This is a genomic window from Streptomyces sp. NPDC004788, assembly GCF_053601115.1.
The window spans coordinates 34,518-48,204 of sequence record NZ_JBSGBF010000059.1 but is presented as its reverse complement, the minus strand read 5'-3'; the positions used below and the strand labels follow the sequence as shown (position 1 = coordinate 48,204).

General features: G+C 71.0%; 13 protein-coding genes and 1 pseudogene. 7 read left to right on the top strand and 7 right to left on the bottom strand.

Features of this window, described 5'->3' with window-relative positions:
* The 4 genes and pseudogenes from ACWEJX_RS24220 to ACWEJX_RS24205 all read left to right on the top strand — a co-directional run.
* Positions 1-341: pseudogene (locus ACWEJX_RS24220) on the top strand (hypothetical protein); the annotation flags it as partial.
* Positions 338-904: a DUF1990 family protein gene (locus ACWEJX_RS24215; RefSeq protein WP_451609500.1), complete on the top strand. Its 567-nt coding sequence runs from the start codon at positions 338-340 to the stop codon at positions 902-904. The pseudogene ACWEJX_RS24220 and the gene ACWEJX_RS24215, both read left to right, overlap by 4 nt.
* 48 nt (positions 905-952) lie before the next feature.
* Positions 953-1,123 carry a hypothetical protein gene (locus tag ACWEJX_RS24210; protein WP_451609499.1) on the top strand — a complete coding sequence of 57 codons (171 nt, stop codon included), beginning with the start codon at positions 953-955 and terminating at the stop codon, positions 1,121-1,123.
* A 22-nt stretch (positions 1,124-1,145) separates the two neighbouring features.
* The gene (locus ACWEJX_RS24205; protein WP_451609498.1) at positions 1,146-2,573 is read left to right on the top strand and encodes a lipase maturation factor family protein; all 1,428 of its coding nucleotides are present in this window, start codon (positions 1,146-1,148) and stop codon (positions 2,571-2,573) included.
* A 174-nt stretch (positions 2,574-2,747) separates the two neighbouring features.
* On the opposite strand, the gene ACWEJX_RS24200 is transcribed toward ACWEJX_RS24205, so the two are convergent.
* The 3 genes from ACWEJX_RS24200 to ACWEJX_RS24190 form a co-directional block, all read right to left on the bottom strand.
* Positions 2,748-2,918, bottom strand: coding sequence for a hypothetical protein (locus ACWEJX_RS24200; RefSeq protein ID WP_451609497.1), 171 nt, complete (start codon positions 2,916-2,918; stop codon positions 2,748-2,750).
* Positions 2,919-3,194: 276 nt separating this feature from the next.
* Positions 3,195-4,691 (bottom strand): SDR family NAD(P)-dependent oxidoreductase, encoded by a 1,497-nt coding sequence (locus ACWEJX_RS24195; RefSeq protein WP_451609496.1) that lies wholly within the window; start codon positions 4,689-4,691, stop codon positions 3,195-3,197.
* A gap of 72 nt (positions 4,692-4,763) precedes the next feature.
* Positions 4,764-5,558, bottom strand: a complete 795-nt coding sequence (locus tag ACWEJX_RS24190; protein WP_451609495.1) for a (2Fe-2S)-binding protein — start codon at positions 5,556-5,558, stop codon at positions 4,764-4,766.
* A gap of 120 nt (positions 5,559-5,678) precedes the next feature.
* On the opposite strand from ACWEJX_RS24190, the gene ACWEJX_RS24185 reads away from it, so the two are divergent.
* Both ACWEJX_RS24185 and ACWEJX_RS24180 read left to right on the top strand, forming a co-directional pair.
* Positions 5,679-6,398, top strand: a complete 720-nt coding sequence (locus ACWEJX_RS24185; protein WP_451609494.1) for a carbonic anhydrase — start codon at positions 5,679-5,681, stop codon at positions 6,396-6,398.
* A 116-nt stretch (positions 6,399-6,514) separates the two neighbouring features.
* The gene (locus ACWEJX_RS24180) at positions 6,515-7,498 is read left to right on the top strand and encodes a DMT family transporter (RefSeq protein WP_451609493.1); all 984 of its coding nucleotides are present in this window, start codon (positions 6,515-6,517) and stop codon (positions 7,496-7,498) included.
* Here ACWEJX_RS24180 and ACWEJX_RS24175 read toward each other — a convergent pair.
* Positions 7,379-8,719: a transglycosylase family protein gene (locus tag ACWEJX_RS24175; RefSeq protein WP_451609492.1), complete on the bottom strand. Its 1,341-nt coding sequence runs from the start codon at positions 8,717-8,719 to the stop codon at positions 7,379-7,381. The genes ACWEJX_RS24180 and ACWEJX_RS24175 overlap by 120 nt on opposite strands.
* Positions 8,720-9,131: 412 nt before the next feature.
* Complete coding sequence (gene panD, locus ACWEJX_RS24170; RefSeq protein WP_451609491.1) at positions 9,132-9,557, bottom strand: aspartate 1-decarboxylase; 426 nt, start codon at positions 9,555-9,557, stop codon at positions 9,132-9,134.
* A gap of 508 nt (positions 9,558-10,065) precedes the next feature.
* Here panD and ACWEJX_RS24165 point away from each other — a divergent pair.
* Positions 10,066-10,299: a helix-turn-helix domain-containing protein gene (locus tag ACWEJX_RS24165; RefSeq protein ID WP_451609490.1), complete on the top strand. Its 234-nt coding sequence runs from the start codon at positions 10,066-10,068 to the stop codon at positions 10,297-10,299.
* Positions 10,300-10,445: 146 nt separating this feature from the next.
* Here the strand turns inward: ACWEJX_RS24165 and ACWEJX_RS24160 are convergent, their stop codons facing one another.
* Entirely contained in the window at positions 10,446-11,861 is a 1,416-nt protein-coding gene (locus ACWEJX_RS24160) for an AlbA family DNA-binding domain-containing protein (RefSeq protein ID WP_451609489.1), read from the bottom strand.
* Between the two features lie 138 nt (positions 11,862-11,999).
* On the bottom strand, positions 12,000-12,821 hold the full coding sequence (locus ACWEJX_RS24155) for a hypothetical protein (RefSeq protein WP_451609488.1): 822 nt from the start codon (positions 12,819-12,821) through the stop codon (positions 12,000-12,002).
* Positions 12,822-13,687: the final 866 nt, after the last annotated feature.

Here is a 13,687-nt window from a genome sequence, read left to right as displayed (position 1 = left end):
GCGCGCGCCCTGTCGAAGACCCTCTTCGCCCGCCTCGGCGACCTGGAGGAGACCCGGCCGCCGGAACCCGTACGACCGAGCCGCCCGCCCGTCCGCGTACCACCGCGCCGCCCCGCGACCCGGCCGCCGGAACCCGTACGACCGAGCCGCCCGCCCGTCCGCGTACCACCGCACCACCCCGTAACCCGGCCGCCGGAACCCGTACGACCGGGCCGGCCCTCGACCCGTCCGCCCGGCCCCGTACCACCGCCGCCGTCGCCGCCGCCACGGCCGTCACCCTCACCGCCCCCGCCCCCGCCCGCGCCCGCGCCCGCGCCCGCCGAACGGAGTTCCCGGCATGACCCGTCTGATCCGCAGCCTCTCCGACCCCACCGCCCCCGGGCCGAACTACGCGGAGGTCGGCGCCACCCGCACCGGCCCGCTGCCCGCCGGCTACCACCACCTGCACCACACCGTCCGGGTCGGCCAGGGGTCTGCCGCCTACCGGGCCGCGGGCGAGGCCGTGACCACCTGGGCCATGCACCGGACCACCGGCGCCCGGGTGACGAGCGCGGCCGGGCGCGCCGAGCCGGGGGTGACCCTGGAGGTGTCGCTGGGCTTCGGCCCGGTCCGGTTCACCGCGCCGTGCCAGGTGATATGGACGACGCACACCGCGTCGGAGACCGGCTTCGCGTACGGCACGCGGCCGGGGCACCCGGAGTGCGGCGAGGAGTCCTTCGTGGTCGCCCTGCACGAGGACGGCTCGGTGTGGTTCACGGTGACCGCGTTCAGCCGGGCCGCCGCCTGGTACACCCGGCTCGGCGGCCCGGTCGTACGGGCGCTGCAGCACGCGTACGCCCGCATGCTCGGCCGGGCCCTCACGGAGCTCGTCGCGGATCTCCCCGATCTCCCCGAGGACCGATGAGAGCTACGCTCGTTCTGTACTCACCCGTGCTCCTCGAAGGAGGCGGCCATGAGCCAGTACGACGAGTACACCAACCCCTCGCAGGCCGAGGGCGAGCGCCTCGACGAGGACATGGACGCGACACAGAAGGCGCACCTCCACGCCGAGGTCACCCGTACCACTCCCTCCCAGGCCGAGGGCGAGCGGACGGCGGACGACGAGGACGACCGGAAGCGCTGACCGGCCGCGCTGACCGCGGGCGATGGACTGGTTCACGGCTCCCGACTACTGGCTGACCCGGATCGTCTTCCAGCGGGGCCTCGCCGGGCTCTACCTCGTCGCGTTCGTGTCGGCGGCGCTCCAGTTCCGGGCGCTGATCGGCGAGCGCGGGATGCTGCCCGTGCCGGAGTACGTGCTCCGGGTCCCGGCCCGCCGGGCGCCCAGCCTGTTCCAGTGGCGCTACTCCGACCGGCTCTTCGCGGCCGTCGCCTGGGGCGGCGCCGCGCTGGCCCTCGCCCTGGTGGCGGGCGCGGGCGACGCGGTGCCGCTCGCCGTGTCGATGCTGCTGTGGCTGCTGATCTGGGCGCTGTACCTGTCGATCGTGAACGTGGGGCAGACCTGGTACTCCTTCGGCTGGGAGTCGCTGCTCCTGGAGACCGGCTTCCTCGCCGTGCTGCTCGGCAACGACGACACCGGCCCGCCGATCGTCGTCCTGTTCCTGCTGCGCTGGCTGCTGTTCCGGGTCGAGTTCGGCGCCGGGCTGATCAAGATCCGCGGGGACCCGTGCTGGCGGGACCTGACCTGCCTCTACCACCACCATGAGACCCAGCCGATGCCCGGCCCGCTGAGCTGGTTCTTCCACCATCTGCCGCGGCCGCTGCACAAGGTCGAGTGCGCCGCCAACCACGTCGTGCAGCTGGGTGTGCCGGTGCTCCTCTTCACCCCGCAACCAGTGGCGACGGTCGCGGCCGGGCTGATGATCGCGACCCAGCTGTGGCTGGTGCTCTCCGGGAACTTCGCCTGGCTGAACTGGCTGACCATCGTCCTCGCGCTGTCCGCCCTGGACGGCTCGCTCGTCGCGGGCCACGACCACTCGCAGCCCGAAGCGCCGCTCTGGTACGTGGTCGTGGTGTGCGCGGCGGCGGTCCTGATCCTCGTCCAGAGCCGGCATCCGGTGCGCAACCTGCTCTCCCGGAGCCAGGCGATGAACCGGTCCTTCGACCCGCTGCACCTGGTCAACACGTACGGGGCCTTCGGCACGGTCGGCCGGGTGCGCGACGAGATCGCGGTCGAGGGCACGGACGACCCGGAGCCGCACGCGGGCACGGTGTGGCGGGAGTACGGCTTCAAGGGCAAGCCGGGCGACCCGCGCCGGCTGCCGCGCCAGTTCGCCCCGTACCACCTGCGGCTCGACTGGCTGATGTGGTTCGCGGCGCTCTCCCCCGGCTACGCCCGCGACTGGTTCGGGCCGTTCGTGGAGCGGCTGCTCGCCGGGGACCGCGACACGCTGCGGCTGCTGCGTCATAACCCGTTCCCGGACGCGCCGCCGACCCATGTGCGGGCCCGGCTCTACCGCTACCGGTACACGACGTGGCGGGAGCTGCGGGAGACCGGGGCGTGGTGGCACCGGACGCTGCTGCGGGAGTACATGCCTCCGGTACGGCTGCGGGAGCAGCCGGAGGAGGACTGAGCCCGCCCCCGGGACGTCCTCCGGCCGGGGGACCGCACCCCGGGCGCCGGACGTACCCGCGTGCCCCCGGCGTGCCCGCGCCCCGAGCGCCGGACGTACCCGCGTACCCCCGGCGTACCTGTGCCCCGGGCCGAGGGGGCTCGGCCGGGGCACGGGGCGAAGCGTCGTTGCGGTTCAGTCGATGCCGGGCAGGATGTGCGGCTCGGCGAGGTCGTCCTCGTAACCGGCGAGGCGGATCGGGGCCGAGCGGGCCCACACTTCGAGGCTGCCCAGCTCTCCGGGCCGGCGCTTCCGCTCGGTCGGTTCGGCCGGGCGCTGCTCCTGCTGCGTCAGTTCTGATGTCACCGCGCACTCCTTCGTGTCGCGTGTCGATGGGGACTTGAGGCCGTTCGGTCGCGGTTGCGCCGTCTTCCGGGCGGGACCGCGGCCTTGGTGGCAGGCCAGTCCCCCGGCCGGCCGTGGAGGTTCGGTGAAACCTCGGATGGCCGACCGTGGACATCAGACTAACCAGATGAGCGCCTCAGCGCTCTATGGGGCGCGAAAGTGTGACGCGATCGAGTGACATTGGCCCGTTTACCGGCCCTCACCAGGCGAAACGCTCGATCATCGATCAGAATCCGGTCACCACTTGCCGGGGTTGTAGTCCTTCAGGAACACGCCGTAGACGTCGTCGCCCTGCTCGCCGCGGACGATCGGGTCGTAGACCCGGGCGGCGCCGTCGACCAGGTCGAGCGGGGCGTGGAAGCCCTCCTCGGCGAGCCGCAGCTTGTCGAAGTGCGGACGCTCGTCGGTGATCCAGCCGGTGTCGACCGAGGTCATGAGGATGCCGTCGGCGTCGAACATCTCCTGCGCGCTGGTCCGCGTCACCATGTTCATGGCGGCCTTGGCGGCGTTGGTGTTCGGGTGCCCGGCGCCCTTGTAGCCGCGGCCGAAGACACCCTCCATGGCGGAGACGTTGACGACGTACGCGCGCTTGCTGGCGGCCTTGGCGGCGGCCTCGGCCATGACCGGACGCAGCTTGCTGATCAGGATGAACGGCGAGGTGTAGTTGCACAGCTGGGTCTCCAGCAGCTCCACCGGGGAGATCTGGTCGATGGTCTGCACCCAGGTGTTGGACTCCACGACGTCCGGGACCAGGCCGCCGGCGTCGATGGCCGTGCCGGCGTGGTGCCGCTCGATGCTGGCGTTGCCGGCGACGAGGGCGAGGTCGGCGACCTTCTGCGCGTCGAGGCCGCTGACGCCGACCGGCAGCGCGGCCAGACCGTCGACCGCACCGGAGTTGAAGGCGCCGATGACGTGGTGCGCGGGCAGCTCGCCGGCGGGCAGCGGGGCGCTCTCGCCCTCGACCAGGGCGGCGTACGCGGAGGGCAGCCGGCGCACGGTCTGGGTGGCGTTGTTGACCAGGATGTCGAGCGGGCCGGCGTCGGCGACCTGGTCGGCGAGGGCCACGGCCTGCGCCGGGTCGCGCAGGTCGATGCCGACGACCTCCAGGCGGTGCATCCAGTCCGCGGAGTCCTCCATCGCCTTGAAGCGGCGGATGGCGTCCTTGGGGAAGCGGGTGGTGACGGTGGTGTGGGCGCCGTCGCGCAGCAGCCGCAGCGCGATGTACATGCCGATCTTGGCGCGGCCGCCGGTGAGCAGCGCGCGCTTGCCGGTGAGGTCGGCGCGGGCGTCGCGCTTGGTCCGGTTGAGACGGGCGCAGTCCTGGCAGAGCTGGTGGTAGAAGTAGTCGACCTCGACGTAGCGGGTCTTGCAGGTGTAGCAGGAGCGCGGGCGCTGGAGTATGCCCGCGATCTTGCCTTCCTCGGTGATCGACGACGGCAGGATGCCCTCGGTCTCGTCGTCGATGCGCTGGGCGGAGCCGGTCGCGGTCGCCTCGGTGACCGCCTTGTCGTGGGCGGTCTTGGCGGCCCGGCGCTCCTGGCGGCGGCGCTGCTTCACGGTCCGGTAGATGCCGGCGGTGGCACGGCGGACGGCGATGGCGTCCGGGTGGTCGACGTCCAGCTTGTCGAGCTCGTCGAGCACGCTCAGGCAGACGGCCAGGCGCTCGGGGTCGATTCCCGGCCCGTACTCCTGGGACCCGTTCTCCTGGGACTGGGTCTCTTCGGTCACCGTCATGGCCTTCGTCGTTCCTCGATCGCTCGCGCCTGCAGTAATTCCGGTACTTCCGGTACTTCCAAAGACGCAACTTTACGGAGCCGGGGGCCGCCGCTCCAAACCTGTGCGCGGAGGGTGGTCGAACACACAGTCGCCGCACAGACCGCCGGACGGGCTGCGGTAGTAGAGACAGCAGCTGGTACGGCGCAGGGCGGGGCCGCGGACGGTGCCGGCCAGGTCGGGGTGGTCGAGGAGGCCCCGGACCAGGGCGGCGGCGCGTTCGGCGGCGTCGGGGCGGTCGTGGGCGCGGGCCCAGCGGAGGAGTTCGCGCAGCGCGCCGGCGAGCGCGGAGCCGGCGTTGCCCCGGAGCAGGCGCGGGGAGATCCGGCTGTCACGGGCGAAGGCGGCGTGCAGCGGGAGGAGGTGGGCGTCGTGGACGGCGGCGTGCAGCTCGGCGACGGTGGCGGGGCGGGTGGCCGTGCCGGACCACCAGAGGTCGTCGGGCGCGGCGAGGGCGCTGTCCCAGTGCAGGGTCGCGGGCGCGAGGTCGGGGAAGCGGCCGTGCAGGGCGGCCGGGCCGAGGGCGGTGGACCAGAGGCGGGCGGCGAGGCCGAGCTGGGCGACGGAGGCGGCGACCCGCCGCTCGGTGACTCCGAGGCGGGCGGCGACCGTGTCGACGCGCGCGGCGAGCGGGCCGTCGTCGAGGCCGTCGTACAGCTCGGCGAGCGGGCGGTGGGCGGCGAGGTCCGGCCGCGGGGGCGTGGCGGGCGGGGGCGGCGGAGTGGGCCCGGCCGGCGGAGTGGGCCCGGCCGGCGGAGTGGGCGGGGCGGTGCGCAGCACGAAGAAGCCGCCGAGTTGTGCGCTGAGATCGGGTCCGTCGACATCCACCCGGGCATCCTTCCATCCCTTGAGATGAAATCGATCACGTCCGGCCACTTTTGGTCATCTATTGGTCAAGTGGCGATCAAGGGGCTCTCAAGAGCGCAGGTCGGCCGCGACTCTCAGCGCATGTCTGTCACGACTCCCACCTCTCCCACCACCACGAAGACCGGCCGCCGCGGTGCCCTCGCGCTCGGCCTGGCCGCCCTGACGACGGCCACCGTCGGGGCGGCCGCCCCGGTCGCCGTGCCGGCGCCCCGCCACGCGCCGGGCGGCCCGCTCGACGCGGCCGCCGCGCTCGCCGAACTCCGGGCCGGCAACGCCCGGTTCGCCGCGCTACGGCAGCGGCACCCGCACCAGGACGCGGCCCGGAGAGCCGACGTCGCCGTCGCCCAGCACCCCTTCGCCACCGTCATCGGCTGCATAGACTCGCGCGTCCCGCCGGAGCTGGTCTTCGACCAGGGCCTCGGCGACCTGCTCATCGTGCGCTCGGCGGGCCAGGCGCTCGACGAGGCCGTGCTCGGCTCGCTCCAGTACGGCGTCGAGGAGCTGCACGTACCGCTGATCCTCGTCCTCGGCCACGAGCGCTGCGGGGCCGCGGCCGCCGCCGTCGAGTACGTGCGCACCGGAAACCCGGTCGAGGGACACCTGGAGCGGGTCATCGAGGAACTGGCCCCGGCGGCCCGCGCGACCCGGCACCTGCCCGGCGACTGGGTGGAGAACACGGTGCGGGCCAATGTGGACCGGGTCACCCGCCGACTGGCTCGGGATGCGGCTTTTTCCGGTGCGCGCGTCGTCGGCGCCCGCTTCGACCTGGACACCGGAAGGGTCGCGTTCCACCACGCCTGACCTGGGCGGGCGTACACCCCAGGGCGTACGAGGCGGCTTCGTACTCCATCCGCGGTACGTCCGATCGCGTTCCCGGGTACGACGACGGGAGCGCGCTGAAGAGAGATCGTGGAGTCATGAGCTCCCTGGTGCTGTCCGTGCTCCTCTCGCTGGTCTCCGCGGTCGCCTACGCCGCCGCGGCGATCGTGCAGGAGCGGGTGGCGGCCTCGGCCGCCGCTCCCCGTTACGCGCCCCTGCGCCGCCCGGCGTGGTGGGGCGCCGTGCTGCTCACCGGCGTGGGCGCGGCCCTGCACGTGGCCGCGCTCGCGTACGGGCCGCTGAGCCTGGTCCAGCCGCTGGGCGCCCTCACGATCGTGTTCGCGCTGCCGATGGCGGCGCTCTTCGCGGGCCGCCGGGCCGGCCGCACGGCCTGGCGGGGCGCGCTCATGGCCACCGCCGGGCTCGCCGGACTGCTCAGCCTGACCGGTGGCACGGCCTCCCAGTCCCTCGCCGCGGGCGACCGGCGGCTGCTCGCGTTCGTCACCTTCGGCGCGGTGGCGGTGCTCTTCGCCGTGGCGCACATGATCGGCCGCTCGGCGCTGCGCGGCGTCGTCCTGGCCACCGCGGCCGGCATCGCCTTCGGCATCGCCTCCGTCTTCACGAAGACCGTCGCCGTCGACTTCCGCCTCGACGCGCCGCTCGCGCAGTGGCCGAGTCTGCTCGTCCTCTCCGCGCTCGCGGTCACCGGTCTGCTGCTCTCCCAGGCCTCGTACCGCGGTGCCGGGCTCGCCGCCCCGCTCGCCACGCTCACGGTGGTCAACCCCGTGGTCGCCGCGACCGTCGGCCTCACCCTCTTCGGCGAGTCCTTCCGTTACGGGACGGCCGGCGGCGTCGCCGCGCTGATCTGCGGCGCCGTGGCGGCGGGCGGCCTGGTGCAGCTCACCCTGGAGCGGATGACGCGTCCCGAGGACTCCCCGTCGGTGTCAGAGCCGGGGAACGTGTCAGATCGAGACGCCCCGGGCCCTGAGGTACGCCAGCGGGTCGATGTCGGAGCCGTACCCGGGACCCGTACGCATCTCGAAGTGGAGATGCGGCCCCGTGGTGTTGCCGGTCGACCCTGAACGCCCGATCCGCTGCCCGGTGTTGACCCGCTGGCCCTCGCGCACGGTGAGCGCCGAGAGGTGCGCGTACTGGCTGTAGCGGCCGTCGGCGTGCCGGATGACCACCTGGTAGCCGTACGCCCCGCCCCAGCCCGCGGACACGACCCGGCCGGCGCCGACGGCCCGCACGGAGGTGCCGGTGGGGACGGGGAAGTCGACGCCGGTGTGATATCCGCTGGACCAGGAGGAGCCGGCGACGCGGTAACGGGTGCCGATGTCGGTGTCGGCGACGGGCGAGATGAAGTGCTGCGCCGAATGCTCGGGAGCGGGCCTCGGGGCCGGCTTGTGCACCGGCTTGGCGGCCGGGGGCTTGGCGGCGGGGTGCGGGGCGGGCTTGGTCTCGGTCTTGGGCTTGCTGCCGGTCTTCGGCCGGGGGGCCGGCGTGGTCTGCGGCTTGGTCTGCGGCCTGGACTCGGGCCGGGTGTCGGGCCTGGTCTGGGGCCGGGCGTCGGGCCTGGTCTCGGGGTGCGGCTTGGGCTTGGCGGGGGCCGCCGGAGCGGTCATCCGCAGCGTGAGCCGCTGACCGGGGAGGATCAGGTCGGGGTCGCCGCCGACGACGGTGCGGTTGGCCTCGTAGAGGCGCGGCCAGCCGCCCCGGACGTGCTCGTCGCGGGCGATCTTCGAGAGCGAGTCGCCGGGCTCGACCGTGTACATCTCGCGCACGGTCGGCACGGTGGTGGGGGTGGCCGCCTTCGTCCGCTGAGCGGGGAAGGAGGCCTGGGAGAGCGGGCGGGTGCGCTCGGTCTGTGTGGTGGCGCCGCCGGGGCCGCGTTCGGGGGCGGCGTCGCGGGCGTCGCCCCGGTGGAGTCCGGCGCCCGGGCCGCAGGCGGGCCAGGCGCCGGGGCCCTGACCCTTGAGCACCCGTTCGGCGATCGCGATCTGCTGGTCCTTCGAGGCGAGGTCGGCGCGCGGCGCGTAGTGCGTGCCGCCGTACCGCTCCCAGGTGGACTGGCTGAACTGGAGTCCGCCGAAGTAGCCGTTGCCGGTGTTGATCTGCCAGTGGGCGGAGGACTCGCAGTCGGCGAGCTTCTCCCAGACGTCCAGCGAGGCCGCCTGCGCCGTCCCGGCCCCGATCAGCGGCAGGGCCATGCCGGCGCCGCCGGCGGTGACGGTCAGCGAGGCCCGGTTGATCCGGCTCGGCTGGTACCGGCGGTGCTTTCCGCGTGTTCCGCGTACGGCCATGGGCCCCCCTCGAACGCATCGGCAGTCGCCCACGGTAAGGGCGGGCAACCGTGCGTGACAAGGGCTTCGGCCCAATCCCCCGTATCGTCCGTCACCTCCGCACCGCGCGCCCGGGCCTCAGAGCCCGGCGGGACCCGGCGCCGGCTGCGGTTCGGGCTCCGGCACGGGTACGGGGTTGGGCGGCGGCGTCGGTACGGGCCCGGGCGGCGGCACCGGCTGAGGCGTCGGCGGCGGCTGAGGCGTCGGCCAGGGATCCGGGACGGGTGGCTGTGTCATGACGCGCTCCGTGGACGGTACCGGGGTTCGGGAGAGGACGGGCGGATGCCCGCTCCAGCCTCCCCTGCTGCGCCTGCCCCCGCTCGCGGAGCCCATTCATTCGGGTGGCGGCCCGGCCGCCGACCGACCCGCGGGGTCAGCTCCCCGCGGGCACCGCGTGCGGAGCCCGCACGGTGTCACTCCCCGGCACGGGCGCGGACGCGTCACCGCCCAGCTCCACGATCCGGTTCTCCGCGTCCACATGCACGACACGCGGCACGAGCGCCCGCGCCTCCGCGTCCGAAACCTGCGCGTAGCTGATGAGGATCACCAGGTCCCCCGGGTGCACCAGATGAGCGGCGGCCCCGTTGATCCCGATCACCCCGGAACCGCGCTCGCCCTCGATGACGTACGTCTCCAGCCGGGCCCCGTTGTCGATGTCGACGATGTGCACCAGCTCACCGGGCAGGAGGTCGGCGGCCTCCATCAACTCGGCGTCGATGGTGACGGAGCCGACGTAGTGCAGGTCGGCCTGGGTCACGGTGGCGCGATGGATCTTGGACTTGAACATTGTACGTATCATCGAGGTACTCCTGGACATAGGCTCCCTGCCTGCGTTTTTGCAGGTCAAGGGCTGTTTCCACACCCTACAACGAGTCGCAGGTTCGGGCAGCTGTCCCCAGGTTTTTCAGGACTCATGCTGACCACTTGCTGACTTTCCTGACGCATCATCAGGCGCCGCTCAGGAGCTTCGCCTACTCTCCCTGCCCCACCGCGATGACCCCACAAGCCTACGCAGCAGGCACTCAAGAGCCCTCGTGATCACCGTCACTCTCACAGGGTGGCGACGCTCGATCCGCGCGTGCACGAGGACTCGTCACCGCAGGAACCCTCGAAATACGGCGCGGCAACTTAGCAGCGAATCCCGGCCCAGCAAAACCGGTGCTCCTCATGACCATGGCCTTAGCCCGCCCGGTGACTCTTGACAGCGACACAGGGCGGCCGCCGAAGACCTCAGAATCCCGCCAGGGCGGAGAGCAACTCGGCACTGCGATCACGCTCAGCCCAGCCTCGAAGGAGCCGTCTCACCCATGGAACCGCAGCCTTCCGACACCACCCGACCGCGACGGCGTCAACCCGTCGAACCCGTCCTCATGGAAACCTCCGAGGTCGCCGCGATGCTCAGCATGTCCGCGAGCTGGGTCTACAGGGAAGCGTCGAAACTGGGCTTGAAGGGGTACAAACTCGGCCGAGGTAGGAACGCCAAGGTCCTGTACAAGAGGGCCGAGGTCTTCAAATGGCTGGAGCAGCAGAAGATCCATTGAGGCTTCGTCTGCTCAGCACCTACCGCTCCAATAAGCCCCGCGTCAGGCACTCCCCAGAGACCGGAGGGCGCGGTGCTCCGATGGTGCCGGGTAGGGGACAGGGCTCACATAGGCCCGAGAAGAGGCGCGTGTTTTGGGCCAGGCGCTCACAGTAGACCGCGCTGCCGCGCCCAGTCGGCGACGGCTCCCGAGGTCCGCTGCGAGAAGCCGGAGGGGTTGATCTCCCCGTCCCGGGTGATGAGCCCTGTCTCGGGATAGCCGTAGGTCTGCAGGAGTTCGTCGGCGAGGAAGGCGGTGGCCTGCAGGAGACCACGCTCACAGTCGGCGAGGTCATCCAGAAGGACGCCGGCTTCTGCCATCGCAAGTGGGTAGGTGTGGTGACTCTGCGGTTTCGGTCGGCCTGTAGCCGGATCGATCCGGTCGACCCGGAAGGGTACGGTCTCAGACCTTCCAAGATCGATAGCCCTGGATTGCGACGGATGGACGGCCATGTCGGCCACCAGGGTGACCCTGGCCTGCGCGAGACCGCTGGCGCCTGTCCGATCCCGTGCGTGGACGGCCAGGAAAGGCAAGGCGCACAGCAACGGGTATACGACGTCTCCCGGCTCTGCGGTGTGGAGCTGGGCCTCTTCGTAGTCGTCCACGTGGACACGCCCAGCCAGGGGTAGGGCGATGGTGGCGCTACCGTCACGGTGAAGCTCGGCGCGCGTGGACCTTGCAGAAGGCGCCCCGTCCTTCACAATCAGCCGTCGTGGGCCGACCCTTACCGACCTGTACCTGGTGGCCGACTGCCCCAGGTAGAGCGGGACGTCAAGGATCTCTTGCTGATAGCGGGTGAAACGTGCCGAGTCGATCACCATATTGCCGGCCTGCTCGGGAACGAGGGTGACGATCAGATGCGGTGTGGTGCGCGCCGCCAGTGCCTCAACGAGATCCTCTTCGATTTCAGCAAGGCGCTTCTCGCGCTCGGCAGCCGCTGTGAACCGTGCCCGGTAGGCTGTGGCGATGTCGGTTTCCGTCAGCCACTCGGTTCTACTGCCACCACGTCGGGGGTAGCGCAGAGCCTCTCTGGACGCCTTGCTCACCGGGGCTGTCACGGCGTGTGGACTAGCAGGGCTGCGTGGCACGGCCAGCAGCAGGAAGCCAGTACCCGGCGCGTTGGGGTTGTGTACGGGGATGGACTCGTAGGGGACGGGCGGGGCCGTATTGGCCGCGATGACCTGCCGGATGTGGCGCAGTCGGGCATCGTCCAAGTCCACGTCGAACACCTTGCTGGGGACGCCCCTGCTCTCCGCCATCCCGATGACAAGGAGGCCGCCGGTGTGGTTGGCGAAGGCGGCGATGTCCTTGGCTAGTTCCTCGCGGCCTCGCTCGTCCTGGCTGTAGTGCGCCTGCTTGTAGTCGAGGTCTTCACTCTCGGCTGCTTCAGGGATGCCCACCAAGTCGGTGATGCTTTGATAGTCGACCTCATCGAGCCGCCGGCCCAATAGGCCTTCGATCCGGCCAAGTCGCGTCACCATGTATAGGCCCTCCTTACCCTTCGCCCTGCCGTGTTCGAGCACCCCGGCTTGATCCTCCCCTGCCTCCCTTGGTGTGCTCGTCGGGCGCTTCGGCCACGCACCTCTGCGACCCATCGAAGGCGGCTTCCGTTCGCGACAGCCAGGACACCCCGCCCTTCGCGACACCCCGAGCCCAGGGGCTCAGACAGGCTGGTCCGCCACTGCCAACAGCGCGGCGGCAATGGCAATCAGCGCCTTAGCCTCCTCCCTGTTGTACGTAAACGTCGACGTGACCTTGTCCGCGTGCACCGATCCGCTGGCCTGGTCCTCCACAGCCACGCGAATCGCTGCCCACCGCTCGTCCTTGCCTCGCTGGCGGGTGTCCTTGTTGAGGGGCCACGTCCACCCGCTGTGAAGCCGGATCCATTCCAGGGCCTGGCGAGCTTCCAGGATCGCGCCGTGAATGTCATCGTCCAGGAGCCGGCGCTGCGCGGCGCGCAAACGCTGGGCGGGCTCAGCGCGGGGGTCGTCCTCCAGCGGGAACGGGACCTGCATCTCGAAGGCGATGGAAGGGCCGAGAGCGTTGACCTGATCAAGCCAGCGGCTCTTGGCGACGCTGAAGTGCAGTACCTCCGTCGTGCTCCCGGGGTAGCTGGCGACTTGGGGAAGCGTTCCGACGACCTCCAGCTCCATCCGCAGGTCGCCGTCACGGGCCTCGTTAATGGCATGGAGCTGGGCCGAAGTTAGCAGAAACTTCAGCGTGCGGCGCTCAATGCCGATCTCGGGGGTGAACGAGACCATCTCCGTCGACCGCCCAATGAGCGTCCGCTGGTAGGAGCCGCGGATCCCGTAGAGGTCAGCCTGGAGGGCCAGAAGCCTGCCAGCCTCGGAGCCCTTCGGCACCTTCACCTCCAGGTTCATCTGGAGGCAGATCGTGCCCATGCCCCGGAGGAGCTGCACGCTCTCCTCCTGGACGTCAAGGGCGAAGTCTCCGACTCCCCCGTCGAAACGCATCACGATCACGGTTGGTTCCTCCACAGGGACGCTTCTGCCTGCCGATTCTTCATCAGCAGCCGGCGAGAAGCCCCAGATTTTCTGAAACAGGGATCATGCAGTCTTCTCCGGTCCCCGCGCCGTCCCGGTCACCCCTGAGGAAGGCGGCCACACTACGCCAGCCGACAGGTAAGCGGCGGGCCTGGAAACAGCGACAAACGGTCGCACACAGGTTGATCGGGCCATCGAAATCACCGGAGACATGATCTTCGAATCGCCCGGCACTCCAAGCACCCTCAGTTCGTCGGCGAACACCAGCCAAGGCACAGCCCGGACAGTACACATACGGCCCCATAGCTCAAGCCGCCGCCGACTCGGTTCCGTGCTCTCCGTCGGGCCGACAAGGCGGAGCCGTCGACCGTCCTGATCCAGCTTGTACTCTCCAGCCCCGAACAACGTCTTGCCTGAACCGCTCGGCCCGATGGTGCACCTACGCTCACCATCGTTCCACTCCTCTGGCACGAACGCCGCCTGCCGCACAGCCGTCCCCACTGTCCCCGCGCACGAGTTCACCGCTCGCACTACTCCCCCGTCTTATAGAGATCTTCCAAGCCCCTTCCGAGGGGCTTCGGGCCGTGGACTGCGAATGCACCCTTGGCGCCGCCTGACCGACGAGGGCTTTCAGACGCCCGCTCGTCCATCGTGCTGCAGGCTCGCTGTCCGTCTGTCTACCGGGGATGTTGGCACAAATTAGCACGCAACGACCCTCCGCTGACACGCTGGCACCACGAAGGCTTGTCCCACCTCAGTAGCTCACGCGCTTGCAGAGGTCCAACCACTGCCCGCCCCGTCAGCTCTGTCGTTTCGTGAACCAGATATAGCCGAGATGGGCGGCG